We start from the raw sequence: 22139 nt of genomic DNA on the forward strand, positions 1-22139 counted from the left end.
AAAGGGGAAAGAGATCATGGACAAATTACTCAGGTGGCTGGTGTGGGCCATGGGGATCGCCTGTGTGGCGATCGGGGCCTTCCACCTCGTTCTCGGGATCGCCTCGGTACCGGGCGAGGGCGCGGCCGGCCCGACCGTGGACAGCCGGGAGCGGTTCTACAACGCGATCTTCCTCGGGTACGGCCTGGCCTGGATCTGGGCGGCCCGGCAGTCACCGATCCCGGCGAAGGCGGTGCGCGCGCTCGCCGGGATCTTCCTGCTCGGCGGGATCGGCCGGCTGCTCTCCCTGGTGGTGCACGGCCCGCCGCAGTGGTTCCAGATCCCGCTGACCGTCCTGGAGCTCGTACTGCCGCCGGTGTACTTCTGGCTGGCGGGCGCGGAGGAGCGGGCCCGGGCGGAGACCGTGAAGCGCTGATCAGCGGCCCTGCCGGACGCGCAACAGAACAGGTTTTCGAATCTCTCGGTACGCTGGAGGCATGGGCACGCAACTCCAGGGCTCGCTCTTCGACCAGACCGACGAGATCCGACTCGGCCCGCTGCACGGCATACGCCGGACCGAGCTCGGCGACGGCGCCTGGATCGATCTGCTGCCCGGCTGGCTGAGCGGCGCGGACGCGCTGTTCGTACGGCTCGCCGCCGACGTTCCCTGGCAGGCCGAGCGCCGCCAGATGTACGACCACGTCGTGGACGTCCCGCGACTGCTCGCCTTCTACCAGGCCGACGACCCGCTGCCGCACCCCGTCCTCACACAGGCCAGGGAAGCACTCTCCGCCCACTACGCCGAGGAACTGGGCGAACCGTTCACCACGGCCGGGCTCTGCTACTACCGCGACGGCCGGGACAGCGTGGCCTGGCACGGCGACCGCACCGGCCGCGGCCGCCGGGCGGACACCATGGTCGCCATCCTGTCCGTGGGCGTGCCCCGGGACCTGCTGCTCCGGCCACGCCGCGGAGGCAGCACGGTACGGCGGCCGCTCGGGCACGGTGATCTCATCGTCATGGGCGGTTCGTGCCAGCGGACGTGGGAACACGCGATACCCAAGAGCACCCGGGCGGTCGGGCCGCGGATCAGCATCCAGTTCCGGCCGCACGGCGTGCACTGACCGGCCGGTCGCCCGATGCACGGCGACGCTGCCCAGCGCCCGGCCGGCGACCCTGTTTTCACGACAACTTCCGCCGCGCGCTGGCCGAAACGCATCTCTCGGGCAACGTTGCTGACGTCCCGTCGGTCCTACCGCGCGGACTTCATCCTTCACCTTCCTTTGGGGGCAGAAATGCGACGGTTGGCGACAGCGGCCACGGTGGTCGTCCTGACGGGCGCCGGGGTGCTCGGGACGGCCGGAATGGCCGGCGCCGCGACCGGCCCGGTGGGCACGCACGGCACGGTCACCGCCTGCACGACGAACTGGGGGAGCCTCGACAAGTCGGCGACCGAGGCGAACACCCAGCCGCTGAAGAACATCACCACCAGCCAGAACACCTGCTACGACCGCATGGTCTTCGACATCGGCGGCGCCACCGGCAAGATCGGCTACCACGTCGGTTATGTCGACGCCTTCCACCAGGACGGCTCCGGCGAGCAGATACCGGTCCAGGGCGGTGCCATCCTCCAGGTCTACGTCTCCGCGCCCAGCTACGACCCGGCGACCGGCAAGCAGACCTACGCCGGGACGGCCGGCAAGCCGCTGCCGGGCGTGAACATCAGCGGATACCGCACCTTCAAGGACACCCGCTTCGGGGCGAGCTTCGAGGGCCAGACGCAGATCGGCCTCGGGGTGCGGGCCAAGCTGCCGTTCCGGGTGCAGCAGTCCGGCAACCAGCTGATCGTGGACGTGGCCCACACCTGGTGAGCCGGTCCCGGGCAGGGATGCCGGTGAGGCCGTAGCGCACGCTCCGGCAAGCGGACCCCGGGGCCCGCTCGGCCCCGGGTCTGGCCACCGCGGCGTGCGGGCATATATGCCTGTGCCGATGCCCGTGCGCCTGCCGGTGCGGGTGGGGCGGACCCGGGAACCCGCGGAAGGAGCGGTGGCGATGGAACGGACCACATGCTGTGTGGTGGGCGGCGGTCCCGCCGGAATGGTCCTCGGCCTGCTCCTGGCCCGGGCCGGCGTGGAGGTCACCGTCCTGGAGAAGCACGGTGACTTCCTGCGTGACTTCCGCGGCGACACCGTGCACCCCTCGACGCTGGCGCTGCTGGACGACCTCGGCCTGGGCAAGCGGTTCGCGGCCCTGCCGCAACGGCGGGTGAGGGCCGTTCAGCTGCCGCTCGGGCCGGGCCGTTCGCTGGTCACCGTCGGCGACATCGGGGCGCTGCCGGGCAAGTTCAACTACATCGCGATGGTGCCGCAGTGGGACCTGCTCGACCTGCTGGTCGACGAGGCCCGGCAGGAGCCGTCGTTCTCCGTCCGTATGAACACGGAGGCGACGTCGTTCCTCAGGGAACGCGGCAGGGTGACCGGCGTGCGGTACCGGACGTCCGACGGGCGGACCGGGGAGCTGCGGGCCACCCTCACCGTGGCCTGCGACGGCCGCGGTTCGCTGGCCCGGACGCTGCCCGAACTGGGACTGGAGGAGTTCGCCTGCCCGATGGACGCCTGGTGGTTCCGGCTGCCGCGGCGGGACGGCGATCCGCACGGGCTCGTGGGCGGTGTCGGCGACCGCTTCCTCACCGCCATGATCGACCGCGGCGAGTACTGGCAGTGCGCCGCACTGATCCCCAAGGGGACCGACCCCGAACGCCGCGCCGCCGGCCTCGACGCGTTCATGAACCAGTTCACCGAAGCCGTTCCCTGGCTCGCCGACCGGGCGCACGCCGTGCGGTCCTGGGACGAGGTCAAACTGCTCGACGTCCGCCTCGACCGGCTGCGGCGCTGGCACCGGCCCGGGCTGCTGTGCATCGGCGACGCCGCGCACGCGATGTCACCGGTCTTCGGCATCGGCATCAACCTCGCCGTCGAGGACGCGGTGGCCGCCGCCCGGTACCTCGTCGAACCGCTGCGCGCGGGAGCGGTGGGTCTGGCGGACGTACGCGGTGTCCAGCGCCGCCGGTGGCCCACGACGGTGCTCACCCAGGGTCTCCAACGGGTGGCGCACGCCCGGTTCATCGATCCGGTGCTGGCCGGCCGGCCGCCGTTCGGCAACCCGCGGCGCGCCGAGCGGCTGGCCGAACTGCTCACCGCCTCCCGGTGGTTGAACCGGGTCCCGGCGTACTTCCTCGCCTACGGCGCCCTGCGGGAACGCCCGCCGGCCGCTTCGGTGCGCTGACCGTTCCGCCGCGCTGGCCCTTCCGCCGCGCCGACCGGTACATCGGGCCGACCGGTTCGTCGGGCCCGAAAAGCGTTTGACTCCCGCCGCCGCCCGGCGGTCGGATGTCGCCCCATGAGCAGCACAGGGCAGAGCCATCCCGGCAGTTATCCCCTCGACGACGACCTCGTACGGCGGCTGATCGCCGGGCAGTTCCCCCACTGGGCGGGGCTGTCGCTGGAGCGGTTTCCGTCCGGCGGCACGGTCAACGCCATGTACCGGCTGGGCGACGACATGGTCGTACGGCTGCCGCTGGTGCCGGGCGGGGCCCCGGACATCTTGACGGAGCGGGAGTGGCTGCCCCGCCTCGCGCCGCTGCTCCCCACGGTCGTCCCCGAGGTGCTCGCGGCCGGTGAGCCCGCCGAGGGGTATCCCTGGCCGTGGTCGGTGTACCGGTGGCTGGCGGGGGAGAACCCCGAGGCGGGCGCGCTGAGCGAACCGGTACTGCTGGCCAAGGATGTGGCGGGGTTTGTGACGGCCATGCGGAGCCTCACCCTCCGCGGCGCGCCGGCGGCCTACCGGGGCGGGCCGCTCGCCTCGCTCGACGCGGCGACCCGGGCGGCGATCGAGGAACTGCGCGGGATCCCGGAGGAGGCCGTGGACTGCGATGCGGTGACCGCCGTATGGGAGGACGCGCTGCGCACCCCGGACCGGGACGGGCCCCTGGTATGGCTGCACGCCGATCTGATGCCGGGCAATCTCCTGGTGGCCGGCGGCCGGCTGACCGCCGTGATCGACTTCGGCTGCATGGGGGTGGGCGACCCGGCCTGCGACCTGTTCCCGGCATGGAACCTGCTGCCGGCCGACGCCCGGAAGGTCTTCCGCGAGGCGCTGGACGTGGACGATGCGACGTGGATCCGCGGCCGCGCCCGGACGCTCTCCCAGGCGCTGATCGCGCTGCCGTACCACCGACGGACCAACCCGACGATGGCCCACAACGCCCGGCATGTGATCCGGGCGGTGCTGGGGGAGGGCTGAGTTCCTGGGGAGACGGCTGAGACTCCTCAGCCGTCCTCCGTTGCGTGGGGCGAGCTGCACATCGAGGTCGACGACAGCGTGGCGTACGGGGCGTAGGGCGGGAAGCGGCCGACCTCATCGGCCGCCGCGGCCGGGATGGGCCCCGACCCCGTCGAGGACGCACCGCAGGCCGAACTCGAACTGGTCGTCCGGGCCGGTCTCCTCCGCCTCGATCACCCGGCGGGCGAACTCCGGGTACGCGCCGCTCTCCACGACCTCGCGGATGTACGGGCCCACGCTGGCCTGCCACTGCTCCTCGGTCAGGCCGGTCCGCTGCCGGGCCTGGATCTCGGCGAGTTCCTGGGCGACCGCGCCGAAGACGTACGCCATCACCGTGTCGACGACGCGGGTGGCGAGGGTGATGTCCGGGGTGAGCGCGCCGGCCGCGGTGAGCGCGACGTCGTGCTGGCGCAGCGAGTTCGCGCCGAGCGCCGGGCGGCCGGTCAGCTCGGTCCCGAGCCACGGGTGGCGCAGCAGGGTGGTCCGCACCTGCCGCGCCACGTTCGCGAGGTCGGTGCGCCACTCGCCGGTCAGTGCGGGCGGCGCCTCCGCGCCGTGCACCTCGTCGATCATCAGGTCCAGCAGTTCGTCCCGGCCGGCGACATAGCGGTAGAGCGAGGCGGTGCCGGACCGGAGTTCGGCGGCCACCCGACGCATCGACAGGCCGGACAGCCCCTCGGTGTCCGCGATTGCGAGGGCCGTCCGCACGATCTGCTCCACGCTCGGCGCCTGGCGCCGTGGGGTGCGCCGGTCCTTCGTCCAGACCAGGGGTGGCGCGGGCTCCTTCTCCGCGTCGGCCATCGCAGTCCTCCTCGTGGTGGGGGTGCCGGTCGTGCCGGGCGCCGAACTCCCGGTCCCTCCGCGCCCGTTGCGAACAGCGTATCGCAGTGGCTACGGTGTTTCCGTAATGGCTACGGCGTTCTCATTCGTGCCGTGGTCTCCCTTGATTGCCCAGCAGTCCTCACGGGGGAGTTGTCATGCCCGAAAACCCTGCACGTCCGATGCCCGCCCGCATCCCCGTACTGATCGCCGGGGGCGGCACGGTCGGCCTGTCCGCCGCGCTGTTCCTGGCCCACCACGGCGTCCCGTGCCTCGTCGTGGAGAGCCAGGACGGCCCCTCCCGCCACCCCCGCGCCACCGGCCTCGGCCCCCGGACCGCGGAATTCCTCCGGGAGACCGGGATCGCGGAGGCGGTCGACGCGGTGGCGATCGACATGTCCGCCGGCAACCTCGGCAAGATCTCCGCCACCACGCTGGTCACCGCCGAGCTGCCCGAGACGGCGCCTTCCGCCACCGAACTGCCCGCGGCCGATCCCGACGAAAAGGGGCGGTTCACCCCGACCGCCCTGCGCGGCACCTGTCCGCAAAACCGCCTGGACTCCGTCCTGTTGCCGGCTGCCCGTGACCGGGGCGCGCTGGTGCACCACGCGACCCGCCTGCTCTCCTTCGAGCAGGACGCGGACGGCGTCACCGCGCTCGTCGACACCCCGCCCGGCCCCGACGGACCGGGCGGCCGCCAGGTCGTCCGCGCGGACCACCTCCTGGCCGCCGACGGTGCCCGCAGCCAGGTGCGCTCCGCGCTCGGCATCGGTACCTCCGGCCCGGGCGGCCTCGGCACGCCGATGGTGAACATCCTCTTCCGCGCCGACCTGCGGCCCTACACCAAGGGCCGGTCCTTCGTCTCCTGCGACCTCACGACCCCCGAAGCGCCCGGCATGCTGCTGACCGTCGACGGCGCCGAGGAGTGGATCTTCCACACCCCGTACGACCCGGGCACGGACGCGGCGGGTCCGCATGACCCGGCCCGGGACGCAGCGGGCCCGCGCACCCCCGGCCCGGCCCGCACGCTCGACGCGTTCACCCACGAGCACTGCCGGGCGCTGATCCGCGCCGCGATCGGCGTGCCCGGTCTCGACGTCGAGGTGCTCAGCACCCTGCCGTGGCGGCCCCGGGCCCAGCTGGCCGACCGCTTCCGCGACGGGCGGGTGTTCCTGCTCGGTGATGCCGCCCACACCGTGCCGCCGGTCGGGGCGTTCGGCCTGAACACCGGGATCGCCGACGCCCACAACCTCGCCTGGAAGCTGGCCGCCGTACTCGGCGGCCACGCCCGGCCCGCCCTCCTCGACACCTACGAAGCCGAACGCCGCCCGGTCGCGGCCCTCGCGCTGGAGCAGTCCCTGCTGCGGCTGGCCGACCCCCGGCTGCACTGGGACCGCAGTCCGCAGATGGCGGCCGTACGGCGCGCGGCCGGTGTGCTCGATCCGATGGTGGTGCACCTCGGATACCGCTACGCCTCCGGCGCCGTCCTCGACCCCCGGCCCGCACTTCCCGTCCAGGACGACCTCACCCGCCTCCTGGACGGCACCCCCGGCTCCCGCCTCCCGCACCTCTGGCTCGACCGGGACGGTTGCCGGCTCTCCACACTCGACCTGGTGCGGTCCCGGTTCACCCTGCTGACCGGACCCGGCGGCGACCCATGGGTGGCCGCCGCACGGGACGTCGCGGACCGGCTCGGTGTGGACCTCGCGGCCCACCGGATCGCGCCCGGCGCCGCGGTGACCGATCCGGAAGGACACTGGCCCGGCATCGCCGGACTCGCCGAGGGCGGTGCGCTCCTGGTACGGCCCGATCAGTTCGTCGGCTGGCGGGCGGCCACCCTGCCCGACGACCCGGCCGACGCCCTCGCCACGGCCCTCACCAGCCTGCTCGCCCGGGACGGCGCACCGGCCCCCGGCGGCGAGGCCCCGTAGGAGGGGCCCACTAGAACCACCAAAAGGGCCCACTAGCAGGGGCCGACCACCCGCCCCTCCAACGGCCCACCTCCACCTGCCCCGCTCCCGGACCCGCGATAGACAGGGACGACGAGCCGACGCCCACCGCGCGCATGCCGCTCAGCTCATGCATGCGCCGCACACCACGCGTACCCGCGTACGTGCCGGGCCTTACGGGTGAGAGGAGGGACAGCGGACGGATGAACGTCGTCGTCGACCTCAACCGCTGTCAGGGCTACGCGCAGTGCGCCTTCCTCGCCCCCGAGGTGTTCACGATGCACGGCGAGGAGGCCCTGCTGTACCACCCGGTCGTCCCGGACGGGCAGCAGGAACGCGTGCTGCGTGCGGCCGCCGCGTGCCCGGTGCAGGCCATCATGGTGGGCGAGGAGGCCGGTACCGGTGAACGGTGACCCTCGCGACGGCCGGATCGTCATCGTCGGCGCCTCGCTCGCCGGTCTGCGGGCCGCTGAGACGCTGCGCGACGAGGGCTTCGCCGGCTCGTTGACCCTGATCGGCGAGGAGGCCCAGCCGCCGTACGACCGGCCGCCGCTGTCCAAGCAGGTACTGCTCGGCCGGGTCGCCGCGGGCGACACCGGGCTGCCGCGGCGCCGCCCGGTGGACGCCCACTGGCGGCTCGGCGTACGGGCCACCGGGCTCGACCCGCTGGGCAAACGCGTCCTGCTCGCCGACGGCACGGAGGAGCCCTACGACCGGCTGCTGATCGCCACCGGGACCCGGGCCCGGCCCTGGCCGAACCCGGAAGAGGCCGCTCTGGAGGGGGTGTTCACCCTCCGCACGAGCGGGGACGCGGCCGGTCTCGCCGCACGGCTGGACGCCGGGCCGCGTCGCGTCCTGGTCATCGGCGCCGGCTTCACCGGCTCGGAGATCGCCTCCGCCTGCATCGAGCGGGGCCTCGCGGTGACCGTCGCCGAACGCGGACCGGCGCCGCTCGTCGGTGCCCTCGGCGGCACGCTGGGTGCCCTCGCCGCCAGACTGCAGCGCGCCCACGGCGTCGACCTGCGCTGCGGCGTGACCGTCACCGCCCTGGAGGGCGACCGAGCCGGACGGCTCATCGGCGCCCGCTTCTCCGACGGGACGCGGATCGACGCCGAGGTCGCCGTGGTCGCCCTGGGCGCGGTCCGCAACACCGAGTGGGTGGCCGAATCCGGCATCGCCGCCGGGCCGCGCGGGGTCACCTGCGACGCGGGCTGCCGGGCCTTCGACATGTACGGGATCGTCACCGACGACGTCTTCGCGGCCGGCGACGTGGCGCGGTTCCCGCACCCGCTCTTCGAGTACCAGCTGCTGTCCCTGGAGCACTGGGGCAACGCGGTCGCCCAGGCCGAGGTGGCCGCGCACAACATGATCAACCCCGGGCCGCGCCGACGCCCGCACCTGACCGTACCGGCCTTCTGGTCCAGTCAGTTCGGCCTCAACATCAAGTCCGTCGGCGTCCCCACCTTCTCCGACCAGGTGGTCATCGCCCAGGGCTCCCTCAAGGAGCTCCGGCTGGTCGCCGTCTACGGCTACCGGGGGCGGGTCACCGCGGCGGTCAGCGTCAACCAGGCCAAATCGCTGGAGTACTACCAGCGCCTGATCGAGACCGCGGCCCCTTTCCCGCCCGCGCCGGGCGCCGCCGACCAGGCCGAGTCCCCGGCCCCGGTCCCGTCCGACGTCCCGGACCCCAAGGTGCTCTCGCACGGCCCGACCGTCGCCCTCACCGGCCATCTGCCCGACCGTCGCCTGACCCTGGTCCAACCGGGCCGCTGAGACCACGGACGGACCACCGTCCCCACGCGTGAGGAGCTGCGCCCATGGCCGCGGACCCCGAGACCCTCTTCGAGCGGATCACGGACTACGCCAGCCGGCCCGACCCCTACCCGATCTACGCCGAGCTGCGCGAGCACGCGGCGGTCCGGCAGCAGGACGGCAGCTATCTGGTCGGGCGGTACCACGACATCACCGCTCTGCTGCACGACCCGCGGATCAGCTCCGACCGCCGGAACCGCACCGAACCCGACGAGGGGGAGCGGGAGCAGGGCCTCCCGCCGTCCTTCATCGGCCTGGACGACCCCGAACACCACCGGCTGCGCAGCCTCGCCATGCGCAGCTTCGGGCCGCCCCACACCCCTGGCCGGATCGACGCCCTGCACGGCGAGATCACCCGCCTCGTCCAGGAACTGCTCGCCCAGCTCCGGACCAAGGACCGCATCGACCTCGTCGACGAATTCGCCTATCCGCTGCCGGTCACCGTGATCTGCCGGCTGCTGGGCGTGCCGACCGAGGACGAGCCGAAGTTCCGCGGCTGGTCGGACGCGATCGTCTCCGGTTTCGACCCCACCCCGGGCGTGGACCCCGCCGAACGGCAGCGCGCGGCCGCCGACGCCCGCCGGGCCATGGGCCTCTACCTCGGCGAACTCGCCGCCTCACGCCGCGACAAACCCGGCGACGACATGCTCTCCGCGTTCGCCACCGACCCGGGACCCGACCACGGCGGGTTCAACCAGCTCGAAATCATGACGACCGCCGTGCTGCTGCTCATCGCCGGCCACGAGACGACCGTCAACCTGATCACCAACGGCATGCTGACCCTGCTGCGCCATCCCGAGGCGCTGGAGCGCCTGCGCAACGACCCGGCGCTGATGCCCCGGGCGGTCGAGGAACTCCTGCGCTACGAGCCGCCGGTGCAGATGCTGCCGCAGCGCACCCCGCTCGCCGACATCGAGGTCGACGGCGTCACCGTGCCGCGCGGCGCCCCGCTGATCCTCGTGCTCGCGTCCGGCAGCCGCGACCCGCGGCGGTTCCGTGAGCCGGACCGCTTCGACCCGGGCCGCGACGACAACCAGCACCTCGGCTTCGGCGGTGGCGTCCACAGCTGCTTCGGCGCCCCGCTGGCCCGGCTGGAGGCCCAGGCCGCACTCACCGCCCTCGTCCAGCACCTCGCCCACCCCCGGCTCGTCGAGGACCCGCCCCCGTACCGCCGCAGCCCCGTGCTGCGCGGCCCCCGGCACCTGCTGATCGACCACGATCGGGCGGGTGGCTGAGGGCCGCGCAGAAACGCGGCAGAAGAGCAGAAGAACGGAACGGCGGGCGGGAGGAAAATTCAGCCGGCTCTCATCCGGCCGTCATCCGGCCGTTCCGCAGTGCGTCATCCGGCCGTGCCGAAGTCCTGCGTCCAGTAATCCCCGGGCTGGGCGAGGCCGACACCGAGCTCCTTGAAGGAGCAGTCGAGGATATTGCGCTTGTGGCCGGGGCTGGCCATCCAGCCCTTCATCACGCTCGCCGGCGAGGAATATCCGTAGGCGACATTCTCGCCGTATGCGCTCCAGTTGTATCCGGCGCGGGTGATCCGCTGACCGGGGTCGGAGCCGTCGGAACCGGTGTGGGACATGTTCCGGTGCGCGGCCATGTCCTTGCTGTGGTCCTGCGCGGCCTTCGTGAGCTTCGCATTGAGCTTCAGCGGGGAACAACCGGCCTTGCTGCGCTCGCTGTTGACCAGCTTGAGGATGCTGGCCGCCGCGCCCGAGGCCGGCGCGCTGCTCGGTGCCGCGCTGCTCGGCGCCGCGCTCGGGGTCGGGGCCGCGGCGGGCTTCTGGGTGGTCCCCGCGCTCGGCCTGGTGTGCCATCCGGCGCTTCCCGAGTGGTGGTGGCGGTGGTGGCCGTTCCCGTGCCATTGCCCGTGCCATTTCCCGTGGCCCCAATGGGCTTCGTCCGGTCCGTTCAGGCATGCCATGGCGGCGGTCGGCACGGCGAGCGCGCTGACGGCCAGGGCGCCGATGGCTATCTTCCGGTAATGCCTCGTCCGGCGGTGCTTCGTCATCGATGACCTCACTCGGTAATGGGGGTCGTCATTTTTGGAAAGCCCCGGCAGGCAAAGCAAGGAAAGCGGGAAGGGCTGTCTACTAAAACGTTTAGTAGTGCGTCCCGGCCCTTGTCGTCGGCGGTGAGGTGTGCTGCCTGTTACCGGCAATTCCCGGGAATACCTGTCGCGCCGTCAGAATCGCCGTCATGCTCGTCTCGTGGCGACGAAAGGGCGACGGGCCCCATACCGTCCGCGGATCAGTGGGGAATCGTCACCTCAAGGCGGACAAATCCCCTATGTCGGTGGACGGGATTTCTACTAGGCGAGCTAGTGGAGGCCGGTGGAGGTTATGGCGGATGTCACAGGGAGGTGTCGGCGAAGGCGGTGGTCAGCTCCTCGGTGACCGCCCGGGCGCCCGGCGAGACCCACCGCCTGCGGTGCCGGACCAGCTGCACGGGTACGGGCGGGGCCTCCGGCCCACGGACGGCGGCCAGTCGGCCGTCCGCCAGCTGTCCCTCGACCGTCACCTGGGGCAGCAGGGTCAGCCCCAAACCCGCCGCCACGCACGACCGGGCGGCATCGATGCTGCCGAATCGGGTGATTCCGGGACGAGTTCCCGCTACGCCCTGCAGGGCGCGGACCAGCCGGTCGCTGTACGAGCAGCCCTCCTCGTGGACGAAGAAGCTCTCCCGGGCCAGCTCCTCCCAGCCGGCCGTCCGCCCGGCGAGCGGATGGTCCGGCGCCGCGACGTACGTCAACGGCAGCTCGGCGATCCGCTGGGCCAGCAGATCGCTCTCGTCCACCACCGGCTCCAGCACCAGGGCCAGATCGAGCCGGCCGCCGCGCAGCCCGTCCATCGCCGCGGCCGTGCCGACCGCGTTCAGATGGACCTCCAGCCCGGGGTGGGCGCGCCGCAGGGCGGCGATCACCGACGGCAGCCGCGAGGCGCACAGCGAGTCCGCCGCCCCGATCGTGACCCGGCCCGCCACGGTCCCGCTCGCCGCGTCCCCGTGCCAGGACGAGGCCGTCGCCCGTAGCCCGGCCACCGCGTCGAGCACCGCCTCGGCCTCCTCCAGCAGCCGCAGCCCGGCGGCGGTCGGCACCGTCCCCGACGGCAGCCGGTCGAACAGCGGCGTCCCCAACTCCTTCTCCAGCGTGCGGATATGGACCGTGACCGTGGACTGCGCGAGATGCAGGGCACGGGCCGCCGCGGTGAAGCTGCCCGCCCGCGCCAGCGCCACGAACGATTCCAGAAGCCGGGTCTCCATCCCTCCACGCTATCGCGATCTCCGATGCGATCCAGCAAGATTTATCGTTGGACGCGATGGCTGTTCCGGTGACACGGTGAACCCATGACGAACCACACGCCCTCCCCGCTCGCCTCCCGGACCCACCCCGCCGCCCCCGCGGACGTCGAGGTGCTGCGCTACTCCGCCTTCACCACCGACCCCGCGGGCGGCAACCCGGCCGGCGTGGTGCTCGACGCCGAGGCCCTCGACGACACCCGGATGCTGGCCATCGCCGCCGAGGTCGGATACTCCGAAACCGCCTTCGTCACCGCACACGACACCGCCGCCCGCCGCTACCGGCTGCGCTACTTCAGCCCCCGCGCCGAGGTCGCCTTCTGCGGCCACGCCACCATCGCCACCGCGGTCGCCCTCGCCTCCCGGAACGGCACCGGAGAGCTGGTCTTCGACACCCCGGCGGGGGAGATCCGGGTGTCCACCACCGCGCAGGACGGCTCCGTGCGGGCCACGCTCACCAGCGTGCCCGCGCACTCCCGCCCGGCCGGGGACGCCCTCGTCGACACCGTGCTGCGGGCGCTGGACTGGAGCCGGGACGACCTGGACCCCCAACTCCCGCCGCACATCGCCTTCGCCGGCAACGACCACCTCGTGCTGGCCGTCCGCAGCCGGGAGCGGCTGGCCGCCCTCGACTACGACTTCGACGCCCTGCACGACCTCATGCGGCAGCACGGCTGGACCACCGTGCACCTCGTGCAGCGCCAGGCGCCCGACCGCCTCGACTTCCACGCCCGGGACCCCTTCCCCGTCGGCGGCGTCGTCGAAGACCCGGCGACCGGTGCCGCCGCCGCGGCGTTCGGCGGCTATCTGCGCACCCTCGGCCTGATCACCGAGCCGGTGCGGGTCCACCTCCGCCAGGGCGAGGACATGGGCCGCCCCAGCGACCTGTACGTCGACATCGACCCCGAGGACGCCCGGATCAAGGTGACCGGCGCGGCCGTTCCGCTCCCGGAATAACCGCGGACCCGGGCCGGAATGCGCCCCGGCACACCGGCGTTACGGATCATGCGGACGGCGTCCCGCCGTCCGCACCGTCGCCCCGGCGGCGGCGCCCCCGCAAGCGAAAGGCAGTCATGAGCGCATCCTCGTCGTCCGGTGGAGTCACCGTCCGGTATGTGGGCGGCCCCACGGCACTCCTGGAGATCGCCGGGATACGGCTGCTGACCGACCCCACCTTCGACCCGCCCGGTGACTACCCCATAGGCGAGCGGAAGCTGGTCAAGACGGCGGGCGCCGCGCTCACCCCCGAGGAGGTCGGCCCGGTCGACGCGGTGCTGCTCTCCCACGACCATCACCCGGACAACCTCGACCGCGCCGGCCGGGCGTACACCGCCGAGGCACCCCTGGTCCTGTCCACCGCCGCCGCGCGCGAACGGCTCGGCGGCACCGTACGGGCGCTCGCCGACGGCGAGCGGATCACCCTGCCCCGCCCGGACGGCGGCACCCTCACCGTCACCGGAGTCCCCGCACAGCACGGCCCCGACGGCACCGAGCACCTGGTCGGCGAGGTCACCGGCTTCGTGCTGTCCGGCGCCGGCCTGCCGACGGTGTACGTCAGCGGCGACAACGCCTCGCTCGACGTGGTCCGGGCGATCGCCGAGCGGTTCGGGCCGTTCGACGTGGCGCTGCTGTTCGCCGGCGGCGCGCAGACCCCGCTGCTCGGCGACGCGTACCTCACCCTCCCCAGCGAGCGGGCCGCCGAGGCCGCCGGCATCCTCGGCGCCCGCCAGGTCGTACCCCTGCACTTCGAGCACTGGGGCCACTTCACCCAGGGCAGCGACTCGCTGGTCGAAGCCTTCCGGCAGGCCGGTCTGGAGGACCGGCTGCGGCTGCTGAAGCCCGGCGAGCAGATCGAGTTGTGACCGCCCGGGCCGGCCGGCGCATCAGGCCCGCGGGCCGGTGTTCCGGCCGGCCACCGGCACGTCCAGCGGCCGGGCGATGCCCACCACGTTCTCGTCCAGCCGCTGCAGATGCCGCAGCACGCGGAAGGTGACGGTCCCCGACCGCAGCGCGGGGGAGTCGCTCGCCTCCAGCATCGCGGCGATGCTGGCCCCGCCCTCCACCTCGCCCTCGGCCGGCTCGTCCCGCACCCGCGCGGCGATCAGATCCAGGTTCCGCCCGATGCGCTTCCCGGCGAGCGCGAGCCGCGGATCGGCCGCGACGGTCCTGCTGAACGGCACGAGTTCGGCCGTCGCCGCCAGCGACCGGGCGTGATAGGCACAGGTCTCCAGCAGCGCCACGAGATACTGCGCGGTCTGCCGCCGCCCCCGCAGCGGCGTGATCGGATGCGTCAACGGCCGGGTGGAGGCCCGCAGTTCGTCCAACGCGGTGTCCAGCTCACGGGCCAGGCCCAGCAGGTCGACGGCGGGCCCGCCGCTGAGCTGCTCGACCGCCGCGGCCACCACCTCCCGCAGTCGCACCAGCACCGTGTCCAGGTGCTCGTCCGTACGCCGGTCGGTGTGCACCGGCAGCACCAGCATCGCCGCGATGATCCCGCAGGCCGCGCCCAGCGCCGTCTCCTCGATGCGCAGCACCAGCACGGACAGGCTGTAGGTGTCGAGCACCGTGTAGAGCAGACCGAGCATCGCCGTGACGAAGAACGACATCAGCGCGTACGACAGCGGCGCGGTGAAGAACATGCCGAAGATGCACACCAGCACCAGGGCGAACGCGGTCCAGGTGTGGTTGCCGACCAGCCCGGCCAGCCCGACACCGGCGACCACCCCGAAGACCGTGCCCACCAGCCGGCGGTAGCCCTTCACCAGGATCTCGCCCGTCGACGAGGTGTTGAGGAAGACCACCCAGCAGGTCAGCACCGCCCAGTACCAGCGCTGGCTGGACAGGAACTCCCCGCCGACGATGGCCAGCGCCGAGCCCACCGCGACCTGGAAGGCGGCCCGGGTGGTGGGCCGCTGCAGCCCGGTGCGGTCGTCCTCGGGCTCGCCCTCGTCGCCCGCGCCGGCCCCGACGATCGCGAGGTCCTCGGCGTCGAACTCCTCCCGGGACCGCGTGGTCGCCGGCGAGTCGTCGGACTCGTCCTGCGGCCCGTCCAGCGCCAGCCGCAGACCCAGCACGGCGCGCGCGGCCTCACCGATTCCGCGGAAGGCGTCCTGGACGGCCGGCGAGGCCGGCGGCAGCTTGTCCTCGTCGCGATAGCCGAGCAGCCGGTTGCGTACGTGTGCCAGTGCCGTACCGCGGTCGTCCGGCGCCCGCCGCGCCACCAGCAGGTTCAGCGCCTCCAGGTCCCGGCGCAGCCTGGTGTGCACATCGCCCCCGGTTTCCAGCACGCTCGTGGTGGCGGGCACCGGAGCGTGCGGGAGGTGCAGGGTGAGGGTGTCCGCGCGTTCGGCGCTGCGGGCGTTGAGCAGCAGCATCCCCAGCCGCTCGGCGGCGATCTCGGCATCCGCGACCCGGCGCTGCAGCAGCCCGGCCGTGGCCTCGTCCGGGGTGCCCTCCTCCAGACGGCCCTGGATCATCAGGGCCGCCTCGTGCAGCCGCGCGGTGTCCCGGCGCAGATCGTCGAGGACGTCGTCCAGCTGCCCCGGCTCGGCGTCCATGAGGGCGAGGTGGGTGTCCACCAGCTGTGCCAGCCGCGCCCGGAAGGCGGCGCGCAACCGGGCGAGGGTGCGCTGCGGCGTCTCCGGGACGACGGTGAACCGTACGACCGCGCTGCATGCGAAGGCGACGGCCAGGGTCAGCGCCAACTGGGGCAGGGCCGGCACGGTGGCGCGGACGAACAGCGACACGAAGTAGACCTGGAACCCGACCAGTCCGAGCGCCGTGCCGCGGTCACCGAACCGGCGGGAGTACACCGCACCGAAGATCAGCGCCAGGAAGAACAGATCGCCGGCGATGACCTTGGCGTGCAGCAGTGCTCCGAGGGACATCGCGGCGAGCGCGACGGGCAGGCCCAGCGCCAGCGTGATCGCCTGGCCCCGCACCTCGTTCTCCCGGATCGCGAAGGTCGACACCATCGCCGTCATCGCGCCCGCGACCATCAGCGTGACGCCGGTGTGGAGCAGCGCCAGGACGATGAGCGTGAGCAGGATCGCCCCCACCGTCCGCAGCCCCGCCATCAGCCGCAGCAGCCCGGGATCGGAGGCCGCGAAGCGGTCCCAGGTACCGGTCACAGCCCGTCGTATCGCTGACATCACGCCGTCCTACACTCCCGTTTCTCGCCCTGAGCAGGGACGTCTCAGCATCCCATGGCGGCTTTCCGGGGCCGCGGCCGGCCGACGAGCCGGATCCGGAAGACGGAGAAACGGGCGAATTGCCCTGTCCGGCGGGTTATTGCGGTACGGCACCGAAGGCCGCCCGATGGCAGCGAATTCCGCCGGCCGGACATTGTCCCGAAGGGCATTGCCCAGCCGTTCAACTGCCCAAAGATTCAATACCCAGAAGAGCGCGCACTCGGAAAACTCTTCACCAGGCGATCGGAACTTCCGGTCCAGGTAAGGCCGCTGCCGTTCCCCCTTCGGTTACGGCCCTTCCGCACAGTTGATTTGAGGAGTCTTCATGCGCAACAAGATGCGAATAACCGCAGCAGCCCTGACCGCCGCCGTGGCCCTCGGTGTCGCCGCGCCGGCCGCCTCCGCCGCCACCGAGGCTCCGGCCCGCACCGCCGCGGTGCAGACCCTCACCGTCGAGCAGGCCCGCACCGTCCTCCCGGCGAACCTGTCCCAGCAGCTCGCGGACGCCGCGGCCAAGACCGGTGGCGCCAGCACCGCCGCGCACACCGGCGCGAACCAGGTCGTCCCCCACGGCATCATCGACAAGCTGAAGAAGAAGGCCCTGAAGGCCGCCTTCAAGCGCCTGCCGAAGAGCTGGCAGAAGAAGCTCATTTCCTGGGCGAAGAAGGGCAAGGGCTACTTCACCAAGCAGTGGAACAAGCTTCCGAAGTGGATCCGCAAGGCGCTGACGCTGGGCGGCATCATCTCCACGAAGGTCGCCATCGAGTGGCTGATCGACATCATCCTGTGACTTCCCGCCGATAGCGGAATCCCAGGCTGAACGACGTGCGCCCCTGGTACGCTCCGGCGAACCCGGGGCGCACGCCGTATATGCACCAATACCCGTGACACCGCGGCGAGTTACCGGTGAACGGCAGGTAGCCGGGCACACCGTCGACGGGGCCTTTCCCGGGCTCGCCGCCGATACCGGGGACACGGTCCGCCCGCTCACCCATGTAACCGAGGAGCAACCATGGCGCACGAGACACAGCAGGCCTCCGAAACCGACGAATCGCCGCTGAACCACACCTGGCCCGTACTGCTGTTCATCGTGGCGAACGTCGGTACCGGATTCGCCGCCGACAGCCCGGTCATCTTCTGGATTTCCGCGGCCATCGGACTGCTCGGCATCCTGGCCACGATCGGCTGCCTGAAGAAGATGTGGAACATCCGGAACGAACAGCCCAGTGCCTATTTCTGGGGCCTGGTGCTCATCGCGTATTCGGCCTACCTCATCTATTCCCTCGCCGACCATGTCGTCTGATTTCGGCTGAGGGCACCGGCCACGCCGTGCTCACTTCTGCAGCACGCGGCTGACCGGGGTGAGCAGCTGGAACACCGACGTGAGGGAGGTCGCCGCCCGGGCCACTTTCCCCGTGGGGCCCAGATCGTGCAGCTTGGCCAATTCCTCGTCCACGCTGAACAGCATCGGACGGTCCGTCTGTGAGGCGTTCGCGACGGGATGGGCGGCGGCCGAGGCCCCGGCAGCCAGCAGCACCGCGGCGAACGTACGGTTCATTTTATTCATGCCGTTCTCAACGACAGCGCGGCCCGATGGCAACCGCGGCCCCGAAACTCACACTTTATGATGCCCTGCCCTGGTGCACGCCCGGGGCGGCTTGCGCCGCGATGAGGTGGAGCAGTTCCGTGGTGGCCCCGCCGAGGTCCACGAAATCCCGCATGGCCTTGGTGAACACCGGGAATTTCCCCTCGGTGATCGCCCGCCGGCAGTCGGCGCCGGCCTGCTTGCCCCGCCGCTGGAGCCGCGCCCACCGCTGCTGGGCCGCCGGGTCCGGAAGCGGAAAGTAGCGACCGGCTTCCGTGGCGACCCGCTCGACGGCGACGCAGTGCGGACGGATCCGGCGGGCGGCGAAACCGCGGTCGGTGAGCGCCGACCTGTCCTGCAGCGCCGTGACGATCCCCAGGACCGCGGACCCGAAGCGCCCCGTGAGGTTCCGTCCGCCGAGCCGGAGCCAGGCGTCCGTCTGTGCCCCGAGGACCTGCGGCGAGGCGGCCGGGATCGCGTCGCGGGGTATCAGCTGCTCCTGCGTGAGCGAGGACCGGGCGGGCCGTCCGGTGTCACCGGCGGGCAGGCTCACCGTCGCGTTGAGCGCGAGGACGGCTGCGCAGGTCACGCCGACCCACACCCGTCGCGCGACCACCCTCTCCCGCCGGGGACCGGCCGGCCTCGACTTTGACTTCTTCCCAACGCGCCTGTCGCTACGGGGAGTTGGGCGCTTCCGTCGTAACGCCCACCGCCCCGCCCTCCCCATCCCCATACCCACCAGAGCGGTCACGGCGGAGACGAAGATCCCGAGTCCCAGCACCAGGGGCAGCAGGATCTCGATCGCCGACCCGATCCCGCCGGGCCGCCAACGGCACGTGGAATCCAGCGTGTTGAGCGGACCGAGGCAGCCGTCGAACGACCCGAGCACGAACAGGCCCGCCAGCCCGAGCAGCGCCGTGGTCCCGGCCGCGACAAGACCGAGCAGCAGCGGGGAGCGGGCGGCGAACGCGGCGGTCACCGCGGCCGTGGCGGCCGTACCGCAGACCAGCACGATCAGTACGGACGCGAGGAAGACCAGCAGATAGGTGCCGTACCGGTGGTCGGCCGGCGGCTGCCAGGTGTGCATCGAGGCCATCACCGCGACGAGACCGGCCCAGCACACCAGCGTGCCGATACCGGCGGACCACAGGACCCGGCGCAACGGCGGCAGCATCACCGACGGCCCCCGGCCGGGGCCGGGTGCGCGGTCGGGCTCCTGGGCCGGGCCGGCCGCACCGCGCAGCGCACTCCGTACCCAGCGCGGCACCGCCTCCTCCGTGCCCCTCCGCCGTACCCACCCGAGCAGCGGCAGCAGCCACAGCAGCGCAGCGGCCCACAGCATCATCGGGTCCGTGCCGATCGGCAGCAGCACCGGCAAGGCCATCGCGATCGCCGACAGCGCACCCTCATGACCGGGCACCGCGCCCGGCAGATCGCGCTCCAGCGCCTCCCGGATCCCGGTCCCGGAGTACGCCCACCCCATCGTCAGCACATGACCGTCGGACTGCCACCAGGCGTACCACAGGGCGAACACCGCCCAGGTCGCGGCCAGTCCGAGCAGCATCGCCGGGCGCAGGGTGCGGCCCCGCCAGGCACGCACCGACAGCTCCGCGTACTGCGCCGTCCAGCACAGGATGCCGACGCTCATCACGACGAGCAGGGTCAACGCCTCCGGATGCCGCGGCAGCCAGCGCGTGCTCCCGGACGTCGTGCTCATCAGCAACTCGCCGACGACGAGCCCCACCCCGAGCCACCACCCCGCACGCAGCCCCGACGGCACCCGCCCGCCGGTCAGCACCGCACGCGCGACGCCGCGCCACAACGCAACGCCCGGAATCGCCGCGATCAGGCCCGCGAGCAGGGCCGTCAGCGGCCCGAGCGCCCATCCCTGCCGTACGCCCGGCAAGAGGTCGGCCATCTGGTCGCCGACGATCGTCGACGTGGCACCGGCCACGAAGAGGGTGCCGGCATGGGGCGCGAACAGTTCCCGCGGATCGCTGAGCGACGCCACCCGCCGGTCCCACGGGGGGTGCGTCCGCCACAACGCGACGAACGACCCCATGAGGCGGAGGAGACGTGCGGACGGAGACCGGCTGGAACCTGCGGCACGGGAGAAGCGCGCGGCCCGGGGCGACTCCGGGCCCCGCCACGCCCCGGCATCCGCGCCCCAGGTCAGGGCGTCCAGATCGGCATACGTCTCACGGGTCCGCAGGACATCCGCACGGGCGAGATGGACGAACGCGATCATCGCGGCCGACAGCACCAATTCGTGCGCCATGCCGAGCCGCTCGGCGGGCCCGAGGACCGCCGACGCCGCGGACGACCTCAGGTCCAGCGCGATCCAGACCAGATACGCCGGCAGCACCGCGACGAGGAACACCCGCCAGAGGGCGACCGTGGCATAGGTGACGTCGACATCCCGATTACGCAGGTGCGCGAGCTCATGCAGGACCACCGCACGGAAGCCCGCGGGATCCTGCCGCCTGCGCGCCACCAGCCCGCCGTGCAGACAGACCGTATAGCGCCGCAGCCGTCCGAAGACCACCGCACCGGCCGTGACCTCCGCCGGTGCGATCACGAACCGCGGCGGACGACCGGACAGCCCGGCCACCTCGACCAGTTCGTCCAACACCGCACGCAACTCACCCGGCCCATCGGCCTGTTCACCGTCGCGTCCACCGGCCTGTCCGTCGACGCGTTCTGCGACGCGTTCTGCTTCCACGGGAACGACCCGCGCGCTGCGGCCCTTCCAGCGCGGCAGCATCCAGTAGAGTCCGCCGGCCGCGACGAGCAGCGCGCAGAGCACGACGACCGGGATCCATCCCGCGGCCGACGGGACGAAGCGGTCCAGACAGTTCTGGTACGCCTCACCGGCACGCACCGTGGTCAACGCGATACCCAGGTAGTCGCTGTCCGGATCGGCACCGGCCGCGAGCGCACACCCCACCCGGATGTTGCGGGGATCGGCGAGCGACTCGACGATCTTGACGGTCACGGTGACACTGCTGGTCAGGAACAGCACCATCAGCAAAAGGAATCGCAGCCCCGTTCCCGCCCCGAGGACGCGCTCATCCACCCCCAGGCCGGCACCAGGGCCCGCGCTCGCCGGACGCCCTGCTAACCCGTTCCCGTTCCCTTTCCCACCCTCACCCATAACGGCCGCCCTACGCCTTCGGCCCCGGCTCCCCGGAACCGCCGTCCCCGCCCTCCTGGGCCAACTGTGGGATCCGCACCCCGAACGAACGCCCCACCGCCCCCACATCGTAGTAACGCCCGCTCTCCCGCGCTTTGAGACAGCGAGCTTTCCGTCTTGGCGAGCTTGGCAAGATGCCCACAACCGGGAAAACCCGGGAAAGTTCGAGGAAGGCGTAAGGCAGCATGGCCGTCGTTCACCACACCACGCTCACGCCCAGCAAACTGGAGCTGCTCACCTCATGGCTGCCCACGCAGCCCTGGTACCTCGGCGTCGGGAGCGCGCCCGACCTCACCAAGGCCGGTGGCTTCCGGCTGGACGATCCGGACGGTGAAGTGGGCCTGGAATTCATGGCGGTCACCGATGCATCCGGGGACCAGCCCGTCACGTACCACGTGCCGCTCAGTTACCGCGGCGCTCCCCTGGAGGGCAGTGAGCACGCGCTCGTCGGCAACACGGAGCACGGGGTGCTGGGGCGCCGGTGGATCTACGACGGAACCCACGACCCGGTCCTGATGGCGCAGCTCTTCGCCCTCCTCACCGGCAAGGCCGCGCCCCAGGACCAGAACGCGAGCGACGCCCTCGACCCGTCCGTCACCGCATCGTGCACCGCTTCCTCCCTCACCGGGGCGAGCGTCAGCGGCGCCTCGGTGGTGATCACACCCGTGGAAGTGGTCAACGGACCGCACGGCACCCATGTCCTCCTGGCCATGGACGCCACCAGGCACCTCACCCTGCACATCCACCGCGCCCTCCAGCCGCAGCGGGGGACGGCCTCAACTCCCGCCTCCGCTACGGAGGTTGTCGGGCACATCGTCACTGTCTGGCAGCTGCCCGACGGCACCACCGCCCGCGGCCCGTTCGTCACCGCCCATACGCCCCAGAGCGGCAGAAGCCTCATCCGGAACGGGACCGATGCCCGCCGTGCAGGTCACGCCGGGTAGCCTGCCCCGGGTCAACGTCCTGTTGATCTC

Annotated in this window: 20 protein-coding genes; 14 read left to right on the forward strand and 6 right to left on the reverse strand. The window is 72.2% G+C overall.

What is annotated here, in order from left to right; genetic code table 11:
• Nucleotides 1-16 precede the first annotated feature (16 nt).
• The 5 genes from ACFV1J_RS03435 to ACFV1J_RS03455 all read left to right on the forward strand — a co-directional run bounded on the left by ACFV1J_RS03435 (nucleotide 17) and on the right by ACFV1J_RS03455 (nucleotide 4281).
• A complete protein-coding gene (locus tag ACFV1J_RS03435) occupies nucleotides 17-415 on the forward strand; it encodes a DUF4345 domain-containing protein (protein WP_385855525.1) in 399 nt (132 codons plus the stop codon).
• A 61-nt stretch (nucleotides 416-476) separates the two neighbouring features.
• On the forward strand, nucleotides 477-1103 hold the full coding sequence (locus ACFV1J_RS03440; RefSeq protein WP_385855526.1) for an alpha-ketoglutarate-dependent dioxygenase AlkB: 627 nt from the start codon (nucleotides 477-479) through the stop codon (nucleotides 1101-1103).
• A 171-nt stretch (nucleotides 1104-1274) separates the two neighbouring features.
• Nucleotides 1275-1850: a hypothetical protein gene (locus ACFV1J_RS03445; RefSeq protein WP_385855527.1), complete on the forward strand. Its 576-nt coding sequence runs from the start codon at nucleotides 1275-1277 to the stop codon at nucleotides 1848-1850.
• A 181-nt stretch (nucleotides 1851-2031) separates the two neighbouring features.
• Entirely contained in the window at nucleotides 2032-3264 is a 1233-nt protein-coding gene (locus ACFV1J_RS03450; RefSeq protein WP_385855528.1) for an FAD-dependent oxidoreductase, read from the forward strand.
• A gap of 114 nt (nucleotides 3265-3378) precedes the next feature.
• Entirely contained in the window at nucleotides 3379-4281 is a 903-nt protein-coding gene (locus ACFV1J_RS03455; RefSeq protein ID WP_385855529.1) for an aminoglycoside phosphotransferase family protein, read from the forward strand.
• 114 nt (nucleotides 4282-4395) lie between these two features.
• On the opposite strand, the gene ACFV1J_RS03460 is transcribed toward ACFV1J_RS03455, so the two are convergent.
• Nucleotides 4396-5121: a TetR/AcrR family transcriptional regulator C-terminal domain-containing protein gene (locus tag ACFV1J_RS03460; RefSeq protein WP_385855530.1), complete on the reverse strand. Its 726-nt coding sequence runs from the start codon at nucleotides 5119-5121 to the stop codon at nucleotides 4396-4398.
• Nucleotides 5122-5297: 176 nt separating this feature from the next.
• Here ACFV1J_RS03460 and ACFV1J_RS03465 point away from each other — a divergent pair, with 176 nt between their 5' ends.
• The 4 genes from ACFV1J_RS03465 (at nucleotide 5298) to ACFV1J_RS03480 (ending at nucleotide 10135) form a co-directional block, all read left to right on the forward strand.
• Nucleotides 5298-7070 carry an FAD-dependent monooxygenase gene (locus ACFV1J_RS03465; protein WP_385855531.1) on the forward strand — a complete coding sequence of 591 codons (1773 nt, stop codon included), beginning with the start codon at nucleotides 5298-5300 and terminating at the stop codon, nucleotides 7068-7070.
• A 221-nt stretch (nucleotides 7071-7291) separates the two neighbouring features.
• Nucleotides 7292-7501, forward strand: coding sequence for a ferredoxin (locus ACFV1J_RS03470; protein ID WP_385855532.1), 210 nt, complete (start codon nucleotides 7292-7294; stop codon nucleotides 7499-7501).
• On the forward strand, nucleotides 7491-8861 hold the full coding sequence (locus ACFV1J_RS03475; RefSeq protein WP_385855533.1) for an NAD(P)/FAD-dependent oxidoreductase: 1371 nt from the start codon (nucleotides 7491-7493) through the stop codon (nucleotides 8859-8861). The genes ACFV1J_RS03470 and ACFV1J_RS03475 overlap by 11 nt, the downstream gene beginning before the upstream one ends.
• 44 nt (nucleotides 8862-8905) lie before the next feature.
• Complete coding sequence (locus tag ACFV1J_RS03480) at nucleotides 8906-10135, forward strand: cytochrome P450 (RefSeq protein ID WP_385855534.1); 1230 nt, start codon at nucleotides 8906-8908, stop codon at nucleotides 10133-10135.
• Nucleotides 10136-10239: 104 nt separating this feature from the next.
• Here ACFV1J_RS03480 and ACFV1J_RS03485 read toward each other — a convergent pair whose 3' ends face one another.
• Together ACFV1J_RS03485 and ACFV1J_RS03490 are read right to left on the reverse strand one after the other, a co-directional pair.
• A complete protein-coding gene (locus tag ACFV1J_RS03485; RefSeq protein WP_385855535.1) occupies nucleotides 10240-10911 on the reverse strand; it encodes a CAP domain-containing protein in 672 nt (223 codons plus the stop codon).
• 341 nt (nucleotides 10912-11252) lie between these two features.
• Complete coding sequence (locus tag ACFV1J_RS03490; protein ID WP_385855536.1) at nucleotides 11253-12161, reverse strand: LysR family transcriptional regulator; 909 nt, start codon at nucleotides 12159-12161, stop codon at nucleotides 11253-11255.
• Between the two features lie 84 nt (nucleotides 12162-12245).
• Between ACFV1J_RS03490 and ACFV1J_RS03495 the strand changes: the two genes are divergently transcribed.
• Complete coding sequence (locus tag ACFV1J_RS03495; protein ID WP_385855537.1) at nucleotides 12246-13154, forward strand: PhzF family phenazine biosynthesis protein; 909 nt, start codon at nucleotides 12246-12248, stop codon at nucleotides 13152-13154.
• A gap of 116 nt (nucleotides 13155-13270) precedes the next feature.
• Nucleotides 13271-14059: an MBL fold metallo-hydrolase gene (locus ACFV1J_RS03500; RefSeq protein WP_385855538.1), complete on the forward strand. Its 789-nt coding sequence runs from the start codon at nucleotides 13271-13273 to the stop codon at nucleotides 14057-14059.
• A 21-nt stretch (nucleotides 14060-14080) separates the two neighbouring features.
• Here ACFV1J_RS03500 and ACFV1J_RS03505 read toward each other — a convergent pair whose 3' ends face one another.
• Complete coding sequence (locus ACFV1J_RS03505; protein ID WP_385855539.1) at nucleotides 14081-16348, reverse strand: FUSC family protein; 2268 nt, start codon at nucleotides 16346-16348, stop codon at nucleotides 14081-14083.
• A 364-nt stretch (nucleotides 16349-16712) separates the two neighbouring features.
• Between ACFV1J_RS03505 and ACFV1J_RS03510 the strand changes: the two genes are divergently transcribed.
• Both ACFV1J_RS03510 and ACFV1J_RS03515 read left to right on the forward strand, forming a co-directional pair.
• Complete coding sequence (locus ACFV1J_RS03510; RefSeq protein ID WP_385855540.1) at nucleotides 16713-17177, forward strand: hypothetical protein; 465 nt, start codon at nucleotides 16713-16715, stop codon at nucleotides 17175-17177.
• 222 nt (nucleotides 17178-17399) lie between these two features.
• Nucleotides 17400-17690, forward strand: coding sequence for a hypothetical protein (locus ACFV1J_RS03515; protein ID WP_385855541.1), 291 nt, complete (start codon nucleotides 17400-17402; stop codon nucleotides 17688-17690).
• Nucleotides 17691-17720: 30 nt separating this feature from the next.
• Here the strand turns inward: ACFV1J_RS03515 and ACFV1J_RS03520 are convergent, their stop codons facing one another.
• Complete coding sequence (locus ACFV1J_RS03520) at nucleotides 17721-17954, reverse strand: hypothetical protein (protein WP_385855542.1); 234 nt, start codon at nucleotides 17952-17954, stop codon at nucleotides 17721-17723.
• Nucleotides 17955-18009: 55 nt separating this feature from the next.
• Nucleotides 18010-20997, reverse strand: a complete 2988-nt coding sequence (locus ACFV1J_RS03525) for a M48 family metalloprotease (protein WP_385855543.1) — start codon at nucleotides 20995-20997, stop codon at nucleotides 18010-18012.
• 353 nt (nucleotides 20998-21350) lie between these two features.
• Here ACFV1J_RS03525 and ACFV1J_RS03530 point away from each other — a divergent pair, with 353 nt between their 5' ends.
• Complete coding sequence (locus ACFV1J_RS03530; protein WP_385855544.1) at nucleotides 21351-22109, forward strand: 1,4-alpha-glucan branching protein; 759 nt, start codon at nucleotides 21351-21353, stop codon at nucleotides 22107-22109.
• Nucleotides 22110-22139: the final 30 nt, after the last annotated feature.

Source organism: Streptomyces sp. NPDC059649 (genome assembly GCF_042734445.1).
GTDB lineage: Bacteria > Actinomycetota > Actinomycetes > Streptomycetales > Streptomycetaceae > Streptomyces.